This is a genomic window from Pseudomonas sp. MWU13-2100 (assembly GCF_023242365.1).
Lineage (GTDB): Bacteria > Pseudomonadota > Gammaproteobacteria > Pseudomonadales > Pseudomonadaceae > Aquipseudomonas.
This window is the reverse complement of sequence record NZ_JALLIX010000012.1, coordinates 22,801-39,409: the sequence shown is the minus strand read 5'-3', so window position 1 is coordinate 39,409 and position 16,609 is coordinate 22,801. Positions and strand designations below refer to the sequence as shown.

Below are 16,609 nucleotides of genomic sequence, written 5' to 3'. Positions count from 1 at the left end.
AGTTATCTAAACTTCAGCAATACAGCTACAATCACCATCCAAATAACACTACCCACCATCATCACTGTTACGATTTTCAGTCGACGTTTAAGATAAGGAGGGAAATTTTCAAGATCAACTGGGTCCAGTTCACCGATACGCAGTGACGCCCTTGGCATCAAGATCATCCCGGCGATTTTTGCTATCTCCAAGAGGGACCAAATCAAACCTCGCTTCCCCAGGCTCGGCCCCCAAAGATAAATATAACGGCTATTCTTCAGGGCCTCCTTTATGGCGTCCATGTGACAGTGGCTCAGGTACAAATTGTATGCAATACCTACTGCTGTAAGCAGACCTGGGCCACCAGTAACAATGATTGCAATCCATAGAGGCCAAGTGTCGATACTGGTCATGGTTGTGTAGCTTCGTAAATTTTCTCCCCCATGTATTCGCCACCCATACCGCCGTAAGTCGTCCCCACCCAGGCGCCAGTCCCTACCAGGGTCGCAACACAGACAACACCCCCTACACCTGTAGAGAGGCCAAGCGCTGCGCAGATTGAACTACTGGCAATTTGGCCTGCCCATCCAAGTGCAACACCACCAAGGGTGGACAAGCCGAACTTCCCCCCCTCAGTAAACCTGATCTTCTCGCAAGCCGCCCCGGAATCGCCGTTACACACGTCCTGAATAGCCGCCAACGAGGACACGCCACCAATGGCAATGCCGATATAACCACCGGTCTTCATATACTTGGCCGCACGACTGGTCCCCTCCACATGGGTGGCATAACCCGGAATCTGTCTCGGCGCCCCGGCCTTGCTCCAGTGGTGCACCAGGCTCTGACTGGAAATTTCGAGGGCCGTTTTTAATTTGGGGTAGTCGTCCATAAAATTACTCAAACTTCGCCAACACGTATGTAATCACCAGCCAAATACCACCGCCATACATCATCACTGTTACGGTTTTCAGTCGACGTTTAAGGTGAGGAGGGAAGTTCTCAAGATCGACTGGGTCCAGCTCACCGATACGCAGTGATGCCCTTGGCATCATGATCATCCCGGAGATTTTTGCGATCTCCAAGAGGGACCAAATCAGACCCCGCTTCCCCAGGCTCGGCCCCCAAAGATAAATATAACGACTGTTCTTCAATGCCTTCTTTATGGCATCCAGGTGACGGCGGCTCAGGTACTGATTGTATGCAATACCCACAATTCCAAGCAAAAATGGCCCACCATTAAAAAAGAGAACCGCCCAGACGGGCCAATTGCTGATCATGGCTGTACGGTCTTATACAGTGTCTCGCCTATGACCTCTCCCCTTTCACCACCAATAAGTCGTACCCACCCAGGCGCCAGTCCCTACCAGGGTTGCAACACAGACAACTCCCCCTACGCCTGTAGAGAGACCAAGCGCCAGGCAGATCGGAACACTGGCAGATTGGCCCATCCATCCACCTATAACTCCACCAATGGTAGATCCGCCGAATTTCCCCCCTTCAGTAAACCTGACCTTCTCGCAAGCCGCCCCGGAATCACCGTTACACACTTCCTGAATAGCCGCCAACGAGGACACGCCACCAATGGCAATGCCGATATAACCACCGGTCTTCATATACTTGGCCGCACGACTGGTCCCCTCCACATGGGTGGCATAACCCGGAATCTGTCCCGGCACCCCGGCCTTGTTCCAGTGGTGCACCAGGCTCCGACTGGAAATCCCGAGAGCCGTTTTCAACTTGGGGTGATCGCCCAAGGTGGTCTGGCCACGTAGGCGAGTGGAGTTCAGCAGGTGTGAATCCAGCTGGCCGAGCAGACGCTTGCGCTCGGCGAAGAACTGCGACGATTTAAGGTGGCCGTGTTGGCGATAGCTTTCCTGATGCAAGCGCTCCATGGCCTGGAGGGTGTCGCGCAGGTTGTTCAGGTGCGTTTCCATCACCACCGCGCTGCCCCCCAGCCAGGTTGAGGTCTGGCCGGTAAAGCTGGCGATTTCAGCGCCGTGGCGGTGCATGAAGTCGGCCTCGTCCGCTGTCAGGGCTTCAAGCGCAACATTCACCGTTTGCGCAGCGGCCATCAACTGCGCCTCCTCGCGGGTACATAGCAGGTTGTTCGGATCGCTGAGCACGCTCATCGAACCGGCCTTGACTTCACCACGAGAAGGGTTGAGCGCCCGGAACTTGCGCATCACCGCCGGATCGGGCGCGGGGAAAAGCGTGGCCTCCAGCGCTTCGCGGGTCGTGCTTTTGGGTACCACATAGAACCCCGGTTCCTGGGGTTCCACGCTGCTGAATACCGCCGGAGCCGGAGGGGTTGAAGGCGTGAAAGCGGATTGACGCGGTGCTACCGGGCTGCCACTCATGGCTGAAAAGGCCGGTTGAGCGGCGTGCCTGGCCGGTGGCGGTGTGGCACTTTCGTTCACGTAGCTGGCCGTAAAAACCGAGGGGATCAGTTTGGCTCTGCAGGGACAACCGCTAAAGCTATCCAGCGTGCCGGCCATCAGCCGGCCATGGCTGTCCATATGCGAAACGCCACCGAGTATCCGATAGGTTTTCCCGTCCTTTCCACACGAGACCCGATCACCTTCGCGCGCATGAAGGACGCCATACAGGTTGATTCTGTCATCGCCATCCAGCACTTTTTCACCACAGGTGGTTTTGTCACCCAGGCCAATGAAATAACCTTTATTCATTGTTTTTTCTCCATGGTCAGCCGCTCGACTTCAACCTGTTGTCGACGGTAAATTGCTCGTCAGTTTCGAAAACATTCGAACAGCGCGGCACTGAGTAACACGCCGGCAAACTCCACGCCTTATGTCTCAGTTGATAGAGGGCAAAAAATCCTCTGCCATCCGCACGCCTTCAGGCGCGATGAACAAAACACCCGCCTGTCGCGTGTTGAATCACTCCGCCGTTACGCGTTTGGCTGCCCTCGGTCGCCACTCGGTAAATAGCGATAGGCGGGTGAGCTTTAACGTAAGCCTGCCGTTGATTAATAATCGCCATGGCATCTTCATGGAGCTTGGAAAGTTGCTGCTCCGTGAAGGGCGAGTTGTCCAGAATACTGAGAAATTCAGGGCAGGCTTCGTTGGTATACTGCAGGGGCGATGATGTATTCATTTTTATGATCCTGATTCATGAGGACTTTGGGCTACTGTTGTTCTCTCCTTAGCGAAAGCTGATATGCCTGATGATATCGCCGATGAAAATCGTGAGGATGTAATTAGCCCAGGCAGAACCTACAGCTTTGGCCGCTGAAAGTAAGTAGGATGTTTCTTAAAATCGCTTATCCATAAACAACTTGATTGATCAGCACTGCGTTTCCTTCGGGGCTGTTGGATCGCCGCACCGCCGCGAAGCTTTTTAGCGATCTTGAGGGCCTCTTCGCGGGCAAGCTCCGCTCCCACAGGACCGACCGAGTCGTACACGGAATTTGTGTCCAACGATGAACATAGGAGCCTGGCTTGCCAACGATGAGGCCCTCAAGTCGTCAAAAGCTTCGCGGCGGTGCGGCGATCCGACAAGCTCCGCTCCCACAAAAGCTCCGCCGCCCACAAGTTCGCGTCCTACCGCCCGAACAAAACCCCCACTAAAACCGACATCAACGACAATCGCCGTTCTTCCTGCGTCTGATAACGTGCGTCTATCGATTGCAGCCGTTATGCTTGGCCCGGCAACCTCATGGACGCTCGCTATGACTCTTACAGAACTACGCTATATCGTCACTCTCGCTCAGGAACAACACTTCGGCCACGCGGCCGAGCGTTGTCACGTCAGCCAGCCGACCCTGTCGGTCGGCGTGAAAAAGCTCGAGGACGAACTCGGTGTGCTGATTTTCGAGCGCAGCAAGAGCGCCGTGCGCCTGACCCCCGTCGGCGAAACCATCGTTGCCCAGGCGCAAAAGGTCCTCGAACAGGCCCAAGGCATCCGCGAACTGGCCCAGGCTGGGAAGAACCAGCTGACCGCGCCGCTGAAAGTCGGCGCGATCTACACCGTCGGCCCCTACCTGTTCCCGCACCTGATCCCGCAACTGCACCGGGTCGCCCCGCAGATGCCGTTGTACATCGAAGAAAACTTCACCCACGTGCTGCGCGACAAACTGCGCAACGGCGAACTGGACGCGGTGATCATCGCCCTGCCGTTCAACGAAGCCGATGTGCTGACCCTGCCGCTCTACGACGAGCCGTTCTACGTCTTGATGCCGGCCTCGCACCCCTGGACCAAGAAGGAAACCATCGACAGCGCCCTGCTCAACGACAAGAGCCTGTTGCTGCTGGGCGAAGGCCATTGCTTCCGCGACCAGGTCCTCGAAGCCTGTCCGACCCTGGCCAAGGGCGGCGATGCGGCCAAGCACACCACGGTCGAATCCAGCTCGTTGGAAACCATCCGCCACATGGTCGCCTCCGGCCTGGGCATTTCGGTGCTGCCGCTGTCGGCGGTGGACAGCCATCACTACGCCCCCGGCGTGATCGAAGTCCGTCCGCTGACGCCACCAGTGCCGTTTCGCACCGTGGCCATCGCCTGGCGCGCCAGCTTCCCGCGACCCAAGGCGATTGAAATCCTCGCCGACTCGATCCGCCTGTGCTCGGTGGCCAAGCCTCCCGCAGCGAGCTGATCGACGTGGCTGAACTGTCGCAAGTGTCGGTCACGGCGCTCAAGGGCGTTGGCGCGGCCATGGCCGAGAAGCTGGCCAAGGTCGGCCTGGAGAATCTCCAGGACGTGCTGTTCCACCTGCCCCTGCGCTACCAGGACCGCACCCGCGTGGTGCCCATCGGCGCCCTGCGTCCGGGCCAGGACGCCGTGGTCGAAGGTGTGGTCAGTGGTGCCGACGTGGTCATGGGCAAGCGCCGCAGCCTGTTGGTACGCATCAACGACGGCACCGGCAGCCTGAGCCTGCGCTTCTACCATTTCAGCACCGCGCAGAAGGACGGCCTCAAGCGTGGCACCCACGTGCGCTGCTACGGTGAAGCCCGTCCCGGTGCCTCCGGCCTGGAAATCTACCACCCGGAATACCGCGCCATCAGCGGCGACGAACCACCGCCGGTGGACACCACCCTGACGCCGATCTATCCGCTGACCGAAGGCCTGACCCAGCAGCGCTTGCGCCAGCTCTGCCTGCAAAGCCTGGCAATGCTCGGCCCGCGCAGCCTGCCGGACTGGCTGCCGCAGGAACTGGCCCGCGACTACCAACTGGCACCGCTGGACCAAGCCATCCGCTACCTGCACCAGCCACCCGCCGATGCCGACGTCGACGAACTCGCCCTCGGTCATCACTGGGCCCAGCACCGCCTGGCCTTCGAAGAGCTACTCACTCATCAACTGTCCCAGCAACGCCTGCGCGAAAGCCTGCGAGCCCTGCGCGCGCCGGCCCTACCGAAAGCCCAACGCTTGCCCGGGCAGTTTCTCGCCAACCTCGGCTTCCCGCCGACCGGTGCCCAGCAACGGGTCGGCAACGAAGTAGCCTACGACCTCAGCCAGCCAGAGCCGATGCTGCGGCTGATCCAGGGCGACGTCGGCGCCGGCAAGACCGTGGTCGCCGCCCTGGCCGCCTTGCAGGCCCTGGAAGCGGGTTACCAGGTAGCCCTGATGGCGCCGACCGAGATCCTTGCCGAACAGCACTTCCTCAATTTCCAGCGCTGGCTGGCACCGCTGGGCATCGAAACCGCCTGGCTGGCCGGCAAGCTCAAGGGCAAGGCCCGCGTCGCCGCCCTGGAGCAAATTGCCGGTGGCACGCCGATGGTGGTCGGCACCCACGCGCTGTTCCAGGACGAAGTGCAGTTCAAGAATCTGGCGCTGGTGATCATCGACGAACAGCACCGCTTCGGCGTCCAGCAACGCCTGGCCCTGCGCCAGAAAGGTGTTGGCGGGCGGATGTGCCCGCACCAGTTGATCATGACCGCCACGCCGATCCCACGGACCCTGGCCATGAGCGCCTATGCCGACCTCGACACCTCGATCCTCGACGAACTGCCGCCGGGCCGTACCCCGGTGAACACCGTGCTGGTGACCGACAGCCGGCGCTTCGAAGTGGTGGAACGAGTGCGTGCCGCCTGTGCCGAAGGCCGCCAGGCCTATTGGGTCTGCACGCTGATCGAAGAATCCGAAGAACTCACCTGCCAGGCCGCCGAAACCACCTTCGAAGAACTCACCGCCGCCCTCGGCGAACTGCGCGTCGGGCTGATCCACGGGCGTATGAAGCCGGCGGAAAAGGCGGCGGTGATGGCTGAATTCAAGGCCGGCGCCCTGCAACTGCTGGTGGCGACCACGGTGATCGAAGTCGGCGTCGACGTGCCCAATGCCAGCTTGATGATCATCGAAAACCCCGAGCGCCTGGGGCTGGCGCAACTGCACCAGCTGCGCGGCCGGGTCGGCCGGGGCAGCGCCGCCAGCCACTGCGTGCTGCTCTACCATCCGCCGCTGTCACAGATCGGTCGCCAACGCCTGGGCATCATGCGCGAGACCAACGACGGCTTCATCATTGCCGAGAAAGACCTGGAGCTGCGCGGCCCCGGGGAAATGCTCGGTACCCGCCAGACCGGGCTCCTGCAATTCAAGGTCGCCGACCTGATGCGCGACGCCGACCTGCTGCCAGCGGTGCGCGATGCCGCGCAAGCCCTGTTGGCTCGCTGGCCGCAGCACGTCAGCCCGTTGCTGGAGCGCTGGCTGCGCCATGGCCAGCAATACGGCCAAGTGTGATAGACCTCACAGTTTATGGACCATTAGGGCGGCCAAGCTGGTTATACTGGGAAAATTGTAGGAACCCGGATACAGACCATGACAGAAGTTGCCCTCATCGATGCAACCCCGCACACCCCGTCTGTGGTCCGGCTGCTGCTCGACAAGCTCGCCATCCGCTATAGCGAGGTCCTGGACCACCCCGGTCTGCCGGCCGCGCGCAAGGTCCAGGCCGTGCTGCTCGACGATGCAGTCGGCGCACTCATGGTCCTGTTTCCTCAGGACCAGTTGCTCGACCTCAATCGCCTGACCGAATTGACCGGCCGGCGCCTGACGGCGGTGCCCACCGAACGCATGGAGCGCATGCTCGGTAAACACAGCCTGCACCTGCTACCGGGCTTACCCGGGCTGACCAGTTCGCCGTGCCTGTACGAAGAGCAGCTGCTGCGGGAACCGAACCTGTTGATCGACTCCGGCGAAGCCGGCCTGCTGCTGGAAATCTCCAGCGACGACTTCAAGGGCATGCTGAGCAAGGCCAGTGCCGCCAGTTTCGGCGAACCCGTGGCCGATATCCGCCCCAACCTCGACCGCCCGCACGATGACCGCGAGGAAATCACCCAGGCCGTGCAAGCCTTCACCGCGCGGCGGATCCAGCAGCGCCTGGAAGCGACCATCGAGATTCCGCCGCTGGCGGAAACCGCACAGAAGATCATCAAGCTGCGGGTCGACCCCGACGCGACCATCGACGACATCACCGGCGTAGTCGAAACCGACCCGTCGCTGGCGGCCCAAGTGGTGAGTTGGGCGGCGTCGCCCTACTACGCCTCGCCGGGCAAGATTCGCTCGGTGGAAGACGCGATTGTCCGCGTGCTCGGTTTCGACCTGGTGATCAACCTGGCGCTGGGCCTGGCCTTGGGCAAGACCCTGAGCCTGCCCAAGGACCACCCGCAACACAGCACGCCTTACTGGCAGCAATCGATCTACACCGCCGCGGTGATCGAAGGCCTGACCCGTGCCATGCCACGCGCCCAGCGCCCGGAAGCCGGCCTGACCTACCTCGCCGGTTTGCTGCACAATTTCGGCTACCTGCTGCTGGCCCACGTCTTCCCGCCGCATTTCTCGCTGATCTGCCGGCACCTGGAGGTCAACCCACACCTGTGCCACAGCTATATCGAGCAGCATTTGCTGGGTATCAGCCGCGAGCAGATCGGTGCCTGGCTGATGCGTTACTGGGACATGCCGGATGAGTTGTCCACTGCACTGCGCTTCCAGCACGACCCGGGCTACGACGGCGACTATGCCGCCTATCCGAACCTGGTGTGCCTGGCCGTGCGCCTGCTGCGCAGCCGCAATATCGGCTCGGGCCCGGACGAAGAGATCCCGGATGCCTTGCTTGAACGCCTGGGGCTGACCCGCGACAAGGCCGATGACGTGGTGAACAAAGTGCTGGAAGCCGAAGTGCTGTTGCGCGAACTGGCGTCGCAGTTCAGCCAGGGCTGAAGCGCGGCCTCGAAGACCGCTATCGCGAGCAAGCTCGCTCCTACAGATTCAGCCTCGATCACAGGTTATGCGTACGACGCAAAACTGTGGGAGCGGAGCTTGCCCGCGAAGAGGTCCTCAAGGCCGCCAAAAGCTTCGCGGGCAAGCTCCGCTCCCACAGGTTTTGTCCATGCCGTGACAATCAGAACCGACTCAGGCTTTCTTCTTCCGCGGCTTGAGGTACTTCATCAAGCCCTGGAACCACATCACCAGCGCCGGATTGCCCTTGATCTGGATCGACTTGTCCTGGATCCCCGTCATGAACGCCAGTTGCTTGTTCTTCGCCTGCAACGTGGCGAAGCCATAGGCGGCGTCCTTGAAGGCAATGGCAAACGCCGGCTCGGGATACACCCCGGACTGACTGCTGATGCGCTGATCCTTGACGATAAAGTGACGAGCCACCTTGCCGTCCAGGGTCTGCAGCTGGAACACCAGGGCCTTGTCGGCCAGTTGCTGTTGGAAGGCGGGTTTTTTGCGGCTGGCCCGAGCCATCAACAGACCCAGCGCCCAGAGAAGAAAACGAAATTTCATGCACACAGCCTCGGCAGAAAAGATTAACGGCCGGCGCAGTGTAGCGCGTTACTTGAAGAACGCCACCGATCTCCCGCTTTACTCAGGAGATCGGCTGGCGTTTAACGCTTATACCCACAAATTGTCAGACGATCCGCCCATCAGGCGTTCGGGCAAGGCACCGGTGCCCAGTCGCCCAGGTCCGGGTTCTTGCACATGCTGTTGACCTGGGACTGGCCGTTGGTGGCCACGTCCTGGCTCGCGGCTTTCTTGGCGTTCGCGTCCTGCAGGGTCTTCTCGGTGGCCACGGCTTCTTTAGGCACGGTCGGCAGCACCGGCTTCTTCGCCACCTTCGCTTTCTTGCCCTTGGTGGTGGTCGGCGCGACTACCGGGTTGGTGTCGGCGGTCGCCACGGTGACCACGTCGGTACGCTGTACACCGACCTGGCGCAGGTCCTGCTCATAAGCCTGGGTGTAGTTGTTCAAGTCTTCGGCCGAGCGCCCGTTCACGGCGACGATCAGGTCATTGGACTCTTTCAGGCCGGAAACGATTTCCGCCAGACGCTTGCGGCCTTCGGCGTCGCCGATGGTCTTGGCCTTGCGTGCCGAAACCAGGTTGGTGAACTCACGCTGGTAGCAGCTCTGCGACGCCTTGGCATAGGCCGTGTTGCGATCCATGTCGGCGGCGCTTTTGTTGATGTCCTGGGCATAGGAACCGATGCGCTGGTTATCATCGGCGATCTGCTTCTGCTTCTCGGTGTAGTAACCCGCCGCGCCGCCTGCCAGAGCACCGCCAGCCGCGCCGATGGCGGCATTGCGCCCACGCTTGGCCGGGTCGTCGCCGGTCAGCGCGCCCAGGGCGGCACCGCCCAGTGCACCGATCACCGCACCGGTGGCGATCGACTTGGTCATGTCCGAGTCAGTGGCGCGCAGATGCTGCACCGGCTCGTAGCAAGTCGGGTAGTACTCGACCTTGGTGGTCGCGCCGACTTTCGAGGTCGGTGAAGTGGCGCAGCCGCCCATCAGCACGGTGCTGAATCCGGCGGCAACCCACAGCGCGGCACGGCACTTGGAGGTCGAAACAAGGGGTTTGCTGGAGAAGATCATGTTTGTGTTCCCTTTTTTGGTTTGACTTGCCCGGTACGGCACCCTGCCGTCCGAGTCCCCTCTACACTCGCCGGATACCGACCGCTCATGGCTGCTGGGCGGTCGACGCGAGTAACGCTTTCAAGATCGCCGCCGGATCGGCCCGCTGTTGCTTGCGGTAGTCCCCGACATGACGAACGAACAAGGTCGCCCGTGCGACCAGGCTATGGCCGAGCACGGGCTTGCGATTGAGTTCCTCCTTGACCCGCTGGAACTGCGCCTGGATCACCGCATCGGTGTAGCGCGTGGCTGTTGCCAGGTTGTCGATATAGATCGCCACCGCGCCGTCCAGCGCACTGGTGCCGTTCTCGATGGCCACGGCAAAGAGCTTGGCGGCGGCCTCGTCCTTGGACTCCACGGCCTGCTGGCGGCTCTTCTTCAAGTTGGTCAGGCGAATGTTGTAGTTATTCACGGTCTCGGCCACCAGGGCCGCCGACTGGATCAGGTTGCCGGCAGCCTCTTCACGCTGGCGGGCGATCAACGAAACGTTGCGCTTGAGCTCTTCATTGACCAGCCCCAGCTCGGCTTGCAGCTTCGGGTCGGTGCTGGTGGAAATGATCCCGTCCAGGCGCTTGGTCGGATCCTGGGCGTCATCGATGGCGTCGGTCAGGGAAGCCAGCCGGCCTTCCTGCTGCCATTGGGCGAACAACTCCTTGTAGCGCGAACGCGGCGCCGAGAGCGCGCCGACGGCGACACGAAAACCGGTGGTCTCGTTGCTCTGCTCGGTACCATCGGCGGCAAACAGCGGGTACTCGCGGCGCATACCGGTAAACAGCGTGCCTTCACCTTCCAGGTAGTTGCCGCCCTTGACCACGAAACCGCCGTAGGTGCCCTGACGGCGTCCCGCACGCACCAGTTGGAACGACTCCTGGACCATCTGCGCGGCATTGCCGATCACGTCGAACATCCCGATGGGGTTGGGCAGCTTGGTGCCGATCGGCATCAGCCGCGCCGCCTGACCGGTGCCGCCGGCGACCTGGTTGAATACCGCGTAGTCGGACAGCGGCCCGTCACTGTCGCTACCCGGCGCCCGCCGCGGAAACAGACGGCCTTCCAGGTCCTGGCGACTGACCGCCTGGGCGCCACGGGCAGCGAATTCCCACTCGACTTCGGTGGGCAGGCGGACAAAGCCCAGGCCACCATCATCGGCAGACGAGCCACGGCCGCTGACCGGCAGCAGGTCGCGGTGATATTTCATCAGCCAGGCACTGTAGACCGCCGAAAAACGCTCGGCGTCAAAATGCGACACCTTGACCTTGGGCAGGCGCCCGGCCACACCGCTCGGCGCGTCGCAGGCCGGCGCCTGCTCGCCGCTGGCCAGGGCTTGTGCCTGGGCCATTACCAAAGCGTACTGGCGGGCCGTTACCGGGTATTTGCCGATGAAATAGAACATCGGCTTGAGGGGCGAATCGGCATCGGTCTTCGGTAAGGTCGGGGCAATGCTTTTCTGCCAGGCGCCAGGCAGGTCCTTGAGGGTGAACTGACCGCTGATAAAGTCCCGGCGATAGCCGGAAATAAACGACTGCTTGTAGCCCGCCTCGTCCTCGCTGAAGGGGTAGCCGAGACTGATTTCACGATCATCGAGGCTGCCGCGAGCCAGCACATAGACCGCGCGAAAGACCATCTCGCCTTCGCAGGGCAGCGGCAGGCTGATGTCATCGGCCAAGGGCTTGGGGTTGTCGAGTTTTTCGCTGTCCTCATCGGCCCGCGCCCAGGAACCCAGGCACAGGGACGCGACGAGAACCGCCAGGGCCGCGCTGCGCAACTTATACATCTCTGATTCCTTCCGAAGCTTCTATCCGCGCCACGCGCCAGCCCCCCAGGGCGGCAGCCAGAGCACAGACCGCCAGCACGCTGAAAAGTGCCAGCAGGTAATGCGGCAACAACAGGCGGCTGGCGTACTCGCCGGCCGCCTGTACGAACAAGCGGTTCAAGCCCCACTCCGCCAGGCTGTAGAGCACGCCGCTCAACAGCCCCGCGAACAGGCCGCTGTACAGCGCTTGCAGCACCACGAACAGCAGCAGTAAGCGGGTGCCGAGGCCGAGCAGACGCAACACCGACAGCTCGCGGCGCTTGCGCTCGACCGCCGCCAGGGCCCCGGCGAAGAGCGCCGCGAAGGCGCCGGCCAAGGCCAATGCAGCAATGAGCCAGAACACGATGCCGAGGTTGCGGCTCAGGGACTGTACCTGGGCGATGGTCTGGGCCTGGGTCGAGACCAGCAGGTTGCGCTCGGCGAAATAGCGCCGCAGCGGCTCGACATCGGCCAGCCCACGGGCATACAGGCGAAACCCCGGATAGACCCGTTGCGCGGCGCTGCCCGCCGGCTCGCCGGGCCAGCCGAGCACCGGCACGCCCAGGCCGTCGCGATAGTCCTCGGCGGCTTCCAGCAAGCCCAGCGGCGCGAACAGCGCATCACGCTCGAAGGCCTCCAGCGGCAACACCGCCTGCACCTGGACCTGCGTGTGGCGGCTTTCCAGACGACCAGCCACCTGCCGGCCGAAAGACACCTGCAACCAGTCACCCGCCTTCACCCCGAGTTTCTCCGCCGCCGTCTGGCTGAGCAGCATCGCCGCCAGGCCGACCGGCGCGGGCAAGGCACCGAGCAAGGGGTCGCCCTCGGCGGTGGGCAACATTTCCACATTGACCACCGGCCCCTGGGCACTGGTCGACAAGTCCGCGGTCGCGGCGATCTGCCGGGTCCGCGGCAAGGCAAAGGCGACGTCTTCACGCTGCCCCAGCCCGGCGATAAACGCCGCACTGAAACGTCCGCCGCCGAGGGGAATGATCTCGCGCACCGTCGGATCGCGTTCGAGGCGTTCGGTGAGGCTGCTGACCAGGCCGAACTTGAGACCGAACAACACCAGCAGCGGTGCGATCACCGCCACCAGGGCCAGCACCGCACAGGCCGACAGCCGCCAGTCGGTGCGATAGTCCTGCCAGGCCAGGTCGGCGATCAGGATGGCGCGGGTCATGGCGTCTGCTCCAGGATCGCCGTCACACCACCATCGCCATCGCGCTGGCAGGCAATCCGCAACACCGGCACGCCGAGTTCGCGCACCAGGGCTTCGTCATGGGTGGCGATGACGCAACAGGCGCCCTGCTCCCGGGCCTGCTTCAACAACAATTGCATGACCCGTCCGGCATTCAGCGGATCGAGGGCCGCGGTCGGCTCGTCGGCCAACAGCAGCCGTGGGCCGTGGGCCAGGGCCCGGGCACAACTGACCCGCTGGCGCTGGCCGACCGACAGGGCCTGGGGCTTCTTGTCCAACTGATCGGCGATTTCCAGTTGCTCGGCGAGCCGCTGGACGCTGCCGTCCTCCTTCATACCCAGAAGTTGGCGCGACAAGGCGATATTCCCGCGCACATCGAGAAAACCCAGCAAGCCCCCGGTCTGCAGCACATAGCCGAGCTTTCGGCTACGCAGGTCCGCCAGGCGATCATGCCGGCCCTGGCGCCACAACGCGGCGATATCCAGCGCGCCGGCCGGCTCGTCGAAGACGAACAGGCCGGCGCGGTCCGGCGCCAACACCAGCGCCAGCAGATCGAGCAAGGTGCTCTTGCCACAACCGCTGGGCCCGACCACCGCCCACTGCGCGCCGGGCGCCAGGCTCAGGCACGGCACCTCCAGGCTGTAGCGCTGAGCGCCCTCGCCCCGCGTCTTGCGCACTTCTCGCAGACTGATCATCACGGCAACGTCGACAAAGGTACGCGGTACAACGCATCACCCGGCTCGGCATCGCCGAACCGGACCCAATTGGCCACATCGTTGTGGAAGGTTTCGTAGAGGCGGATCTTCGAATCCAGTTCGTCGATAAAGTCTTCCTGTTCGGCCACGCTCAGCGACAGCCAGAGATCCTGGGTCATGTTCAGCGACTTGCTGCGGTACGGCAGACCTTCCAGGTACTCGCCGAGAAGGCCGCCGTCGGCCAGGTTGCCGCCCTTGCGCAAGGCCTGCGGGTCGCGGCTCATATAGGCACTGGCGCTGGCGATTTCCTGGAAGAAATCCTTGGGCGAGGTCTGGGTCTTGCGCGCCGCGTCGACGATCAGCTTCAGCGACTGCTGCAGCTCGTTGAGTTGCAACTTGGTCAGCATCACGCAGACCTGGAACGCCGGCAGCGCCGGATTGGTCAGGTCGCGGTCGGCGGTCCAGGCGCTGACCAGTTGCGGCGCCTGGCTGGCGGCCTTGTGCCCAAGGAAATCCATGTGCATGGCATAACCGATGGCCGCCGTTTTGTCCGCCAGGCTCGGCGAGGCCGCCAGCAGCGGCACGGCCTGGGTCTGGTTGCTGCGCACCTGGTGCACCAGGTTGGCGAACACCGAGCCGATCTCGCCGACCCGTTCGCCAAGCTTGTGCACGTCGCCGCCCTGGACCGGGATATACAGATCACCGATCTGCGGGTTGGCGTCGGCGGTCAGGGTCCGGTACTGCTGCTCGGCGAAGGCATGGTTCTTCTTCCCGGCATCGCTGCGCAGGTGCAACGCGTAGATCTTGATCTGCTTGCCCAGCGCGGCCTGACGGATCTCCGCTTCGTTCATTTTGGTGCTGCTGTAGGGGTCGTTCTTGCGCAACGAACCGGCATCGGTGACCAACAGGATCAGCCGGCCGCCGTAGCCCGACCAGTCCATGCCATTGACCGCCTGCATGACCCCGGCGAAGGAGTCCTCGTTGAACGAATGGCTGGAGATCGTCGACGCCTTGACCTCCCGCGCCAACTCCAGGAAGCGCTCGGGATCGCGGCCCTGGTCGAGGGTCACCAGGGTCTTGGTCAGGTACTGCAGGCCCGGGGTCTTCTGGATATTGTTGCGAAAGCCGATCAGGCCGAAGCTCACGCTGTCCAGTTCACCACGCTGGGCAATCTGGCTTTGCAGCTCGTGGACCACGTCGCGGACCTGATCGATATACGGCTGCATCGACTCCGTGGTGTCCACCACCAGCACAATGGCTGTGCGGAAGGTGTCGGCCGCGACTGCCGGCGCGGCACCGTTGCCGAGGGCTTTCGAGGTGCTGCCGGGGTCGATGGAGGCAACGTTGAGCAACTGCACCGGCTGGCCGTTTTCATCCAGGCTTTCGCGCGAATCGAAAATCGGCAGCAGGTAGAACTGGTTCTGCGGCACCGCACTGGCGGCCGGCTCCAGGGCCAGCACGCGCTGATTGTCCTGAGGGTTTTTCTGCGCATTGAGCAGCAGGTTTTTCGCCGCCGAAGGATTGGCCAGCAGCTTGTCGATATCGGCGGCCTCACGCAGGAACATCACCGGCGCACGCCCGGAGCGCTCGGTGAACTTGAGGACCAGGCTCTGCTTCCAGTCGCTGACCGCATCCTGCGGCAACCAGCCTTCGCTGCGGCCGTCACTGGCGGCGCCAACCCGCAGCCAGGTGCTGCCGTCGACAGTCTTGCGCTGGTAGACGTACAGCACCGAGAACGCCGGCAGCGGCGTGCCCGGCTTGGCCCCGGGATCGCTGGAAAAGCTTGCGCCGGGCTTGCTCAGGACCCGCTGGAACAGGGTCTTCTTGCCGACCATCAACAGGGGGCGCTGGCCCCCGTCGATATCCGCCGCCACCGGCAGGGCCGCACTGGCCGGCTGGACCGGCGGCGGATTCGAAGCCGGAGACGGATTCGGCACCGACGGTGTTTTGGCCGGCGGCTGCGCGACCGTGATCGGCGTCGCGGGATGGCTCTCACGCCCCAGCCACCAGTAACCGCCGCCCGCCAAACCGAGGGCGGCGGCCACCGCCACGGCAACCAGCGTCAGCACCGGACCGCGCCGTTGTCCGGATTCGGCGGAACGATCGAGAACCGGCGTAGCTGCGGGGCGTGGTGCTGGTATCGGCGCAGCCGTCTGGGCCGTAGCGGGAATCTCGATCGACACCGGGGTCAGCCCGCCCAGGTCACTGGCCGCTGGCGCAGTCGGCGTCGGCGGCTCAATCGCCAGCGGCCGGACCAGGGTCGCCTCGAGGTTTTCCGCCGGCAGATTATCCAGCTCCCGCAGCAAAGCCGCGGCATCCGGGAAACGCTCCGCCGGGTCCTTGGCCAACAACCGGCGCAAGACTTCCTGGTAGCGCCCATGCTGGAGCGGCAACTCCGGCAGCGGCTCAGTCAGGTGCGCCAGGGCCGTGGACAGGGCATCGGTGCCGATGTAGGGCAACTTGCCGACGAGTATTTCGTAGAGCACCACACCCAGCGCATACAGGTCCGATCGCCCATCGAGGTCCTGCCCCCGGGCCTGCTCCGGGCTCATATAGCTCGGCGTGCCCACGGCAAACCCGGCCTGGGTGAACTGGGTGCGATCGTCCAGCGACTTGGCGATGCCGAAGTCCGAGAGTACCGCCGTGCCATCGGCGCGGAAGAGGATGTTGGCCGGTTTCACATCACGGTGCACCAGGCCCTTGGCATGGGCATAACCCAGGGCCGAGGCGATCTGGCGGATATAACCCAGCCCCTGCTCCGGGCTCAGTCCCGCCGCGATCCGCTCCTTGAGCGTGCCATTGGGCAGGTACTCCATGGCCATGTAATACAGCTCGCCGACATTGCCGATGTCATGGATGGTCACGGTGTTGGGATGCGACAGCCGCGCCAGGGTCCGGCCTTCACGCAGGAACCGCTCGCAGAAGGTCGGGTCGGCGGCCAGTGCGGCCGCCATCACTTTCAGCGCCACCTTGCGCTCCAGCGACCGTTGGGTCGCCAGATAGACGGTTGCCATGGCGCCTTCGCCAATCTCCTCGCCTATATCGAATCCGGGAATCATTATTTCCATGGTGTCAGGGATCT

Annotated in this window: 14 protein-coding genes; 3 read left to right on the top strand and 11 right to left on the bottom strand. The window is 62.9% G+C overall.

Going from position 1 to position 16,609, the window contains the following annotated elements:
- Positions 1-2 precede the first annotated feature (2 nt).
- The 5 genes from M5B99_RS10740 to M5B99_RS10720 all read right to left on the bottom strand — a co-directional run bounded on the left by M5B99_RS10740 (position 3) and on the right by M5B99_RS10720 (position 3,093).
- Positions 3-392, bottom strand: coding sequence for a hypothetical protein (locus tag M5B99_RS10740; protein ID WP_248804001.1), 390 nt, complete (start codon positions 390-392; stop codon positions 3-5).
- Positions 389-868 carry a hypothetical protein gene (locus M5B99_RS10735; protein WP_248804000.1) on the bottom strand — a complete coding sequence of 160 codons (480 nt, stop codon included), beginning with the start codon at positions 866-868 and terminating at the stop codon, positions 389-391. Before M5B99_RS10735 ends, M5B99_RS10740 begins: the two co-directional genes overlap by 4 nt.
- A gap of 4 nt (positions 869-872) precedes the next feature.
- Positions 873-1,256, bottom strand: coding sequence for a hypothetical protein (locus M5B99_RS10730; RefSeq protein ID WP_248803999.1), 384 nt, complete (start codon positions 1,254-1,256; stop codon positions 873-875).
- 45 nt (positions 1,257-1,301) lie between these two features.
- Complete coding sequence (locus tag M5B99_RS10725; protein ID WP_318654568.1) at positions 1,302-2,666, bottom strand: PAAR domain-containing protein; 1,365 nt, start codon at positions 2,664-2,666, stop codon at positions 1,302-1,304.
- A gap of 169 nt (positions 2,667-2,835) precedes the next feature.
- A complete protein-coding gene (locus tag M5B99_RS10720; protein WP_248803998.1) occupies positions 2,836-3,093 on the bottom strand; it encodes a hypothetical protein in 258 nt (85 codons plus the stop codon).
- Between the two features lie 574 nt (positions 3,094-3,667).
- Between M5B99_RS10720 and M5B99_RS10715 the strand changes: the two genes are divergently transcribed.
- From M5B99_RS10715 to M5B99_RS10705, 3 genes are all read left to right on the top strand, one after another.
- Complete coding sequence (locus tag M5B99_RS10715) at positions 3,668-4,588, top strand: hydrogen peroxide-inducible genes activator (protein WP_248799140.1); 921 nt, start codon at positions 3,668-3,670, stop codon at positions 4,586-4,588.
- 5 nt (positions 4,589-4,593) lie between these two features.
- Positions 4,594-6,669: an ATP-dependent DNA helicase RecG gene (gene recG, locus M5B99_RS10710; RefSeq protein ID WP_248804086.1), complete on the top strand. Its 2,076-nt coding sequence runs from the start codon at positions 4,594-4,596 to the stop codon at positions 6,667-6,669.
- Positions 6,670-6,747: 78 nt separating this feature from the next.
- Complete coding sequence (locus tag M5B99_RS10705) at positions 6,748-8,148, top strand: aminoacyl-tRNA deacylase and HDOD domain-containing protein (RefSeq protein ID WP_248803997.1); 1,401 nt, start codon at positions 6,748-6,750, stop codon at positions 8,146-8,148.
- A gap of 192 nt (positions 8,149-8,340) precedes the next feature.
- Here the strand turns inward: M5B99_RS10705 and M5B99_RS10700 are convergent, their stop codons facing one another.
- The 6 genes from M5B99_RS10700 to M5B99_RS10675 all read right to left on the bottom strand — a co-directional run bounded on the left by M5B99_RS10700 (position 8,341) and on the right by M5B99_RS10675 (position 16,595).
- Positions 8,341-8,718, bottom strand: a complete 378-nt coding sequence (locus M5B99_RS10700) for an SCP2 sterol-binding domain-containing protein (RefSeq protein WP_248803996.1) — start codon at positions 8,716-8,718, stop codon at positions 8,341-8,343.
- 140 nt (positions 8,719-8,858) lie between these two features.
- Entirely contained in the window at positions 8,859-9,803 is a 945-nt protein-coding gene (gene tagQ / locus M5B99_RS10695; RefSeq protein ID WP_248803995.1) for a type VI secretion system-associated lipoprotein TagQ, read from the bottom strand.
- Between the two features lie 85 nt (positions 9,804-9,888).
- Complete coding sequence (locus M5B99_RS10690) at positions 9,889-11,616, bottom strand: formylglycine-generating enzyme family protein (RefSeq protein ID WP_248803994.1); 1,728 nt, start codon at positions 11,614-11,616, stop codon at positions 9,889-9,891.
- The gene (locus M5B99_RS10685) at positions 11,609-12,814 is read right to left on the bottom strand and encodes an ABC transporter permease (RefSeq protein ID WP_248803993.1); all 1,206 of its coding nucleotides are present in this window, start codon (positions 12,812-12,814) and stop codon (positions 11,609-11,611) included. The genes M5B99_RS10690 and M5B99_RS10685 overlap by 8 nt, the downstream gene beginning before the upstream one ends.
- On the bottom strand, positions 12,811-13,527 hold the full coding sequence (locus tag M5B99_RS10680) for an ABC transporter ATP-binding protein (RefSeq protein ID WP_248803992.1): 717 nt from the start codon (positions 13,525-13,527) through the stop codon (positions 12,811-12,813). The genes M5B99_RS10685 and M5B99_RS10680 overlap by 4 nt, the downstream gene beginning before the upstream one ends.
- Complete coding sequence (locus M5B99_RS10675; RefSeq protein WP_248803991.1) at positions 13,527-16,595, bottom strand: serine/threonine-protein kinase; 3,069 nt, start codon at positions 16,593-16,595, stop codon at positions 13,527-13,529. The genes M5B99_RS10680 and M5B99_RS10675 overlap by 1 nt, the downstream gene beginning before the upstream one ends.
- Positions 16,596-16,609: the final 14 nt, after the last annotated feature.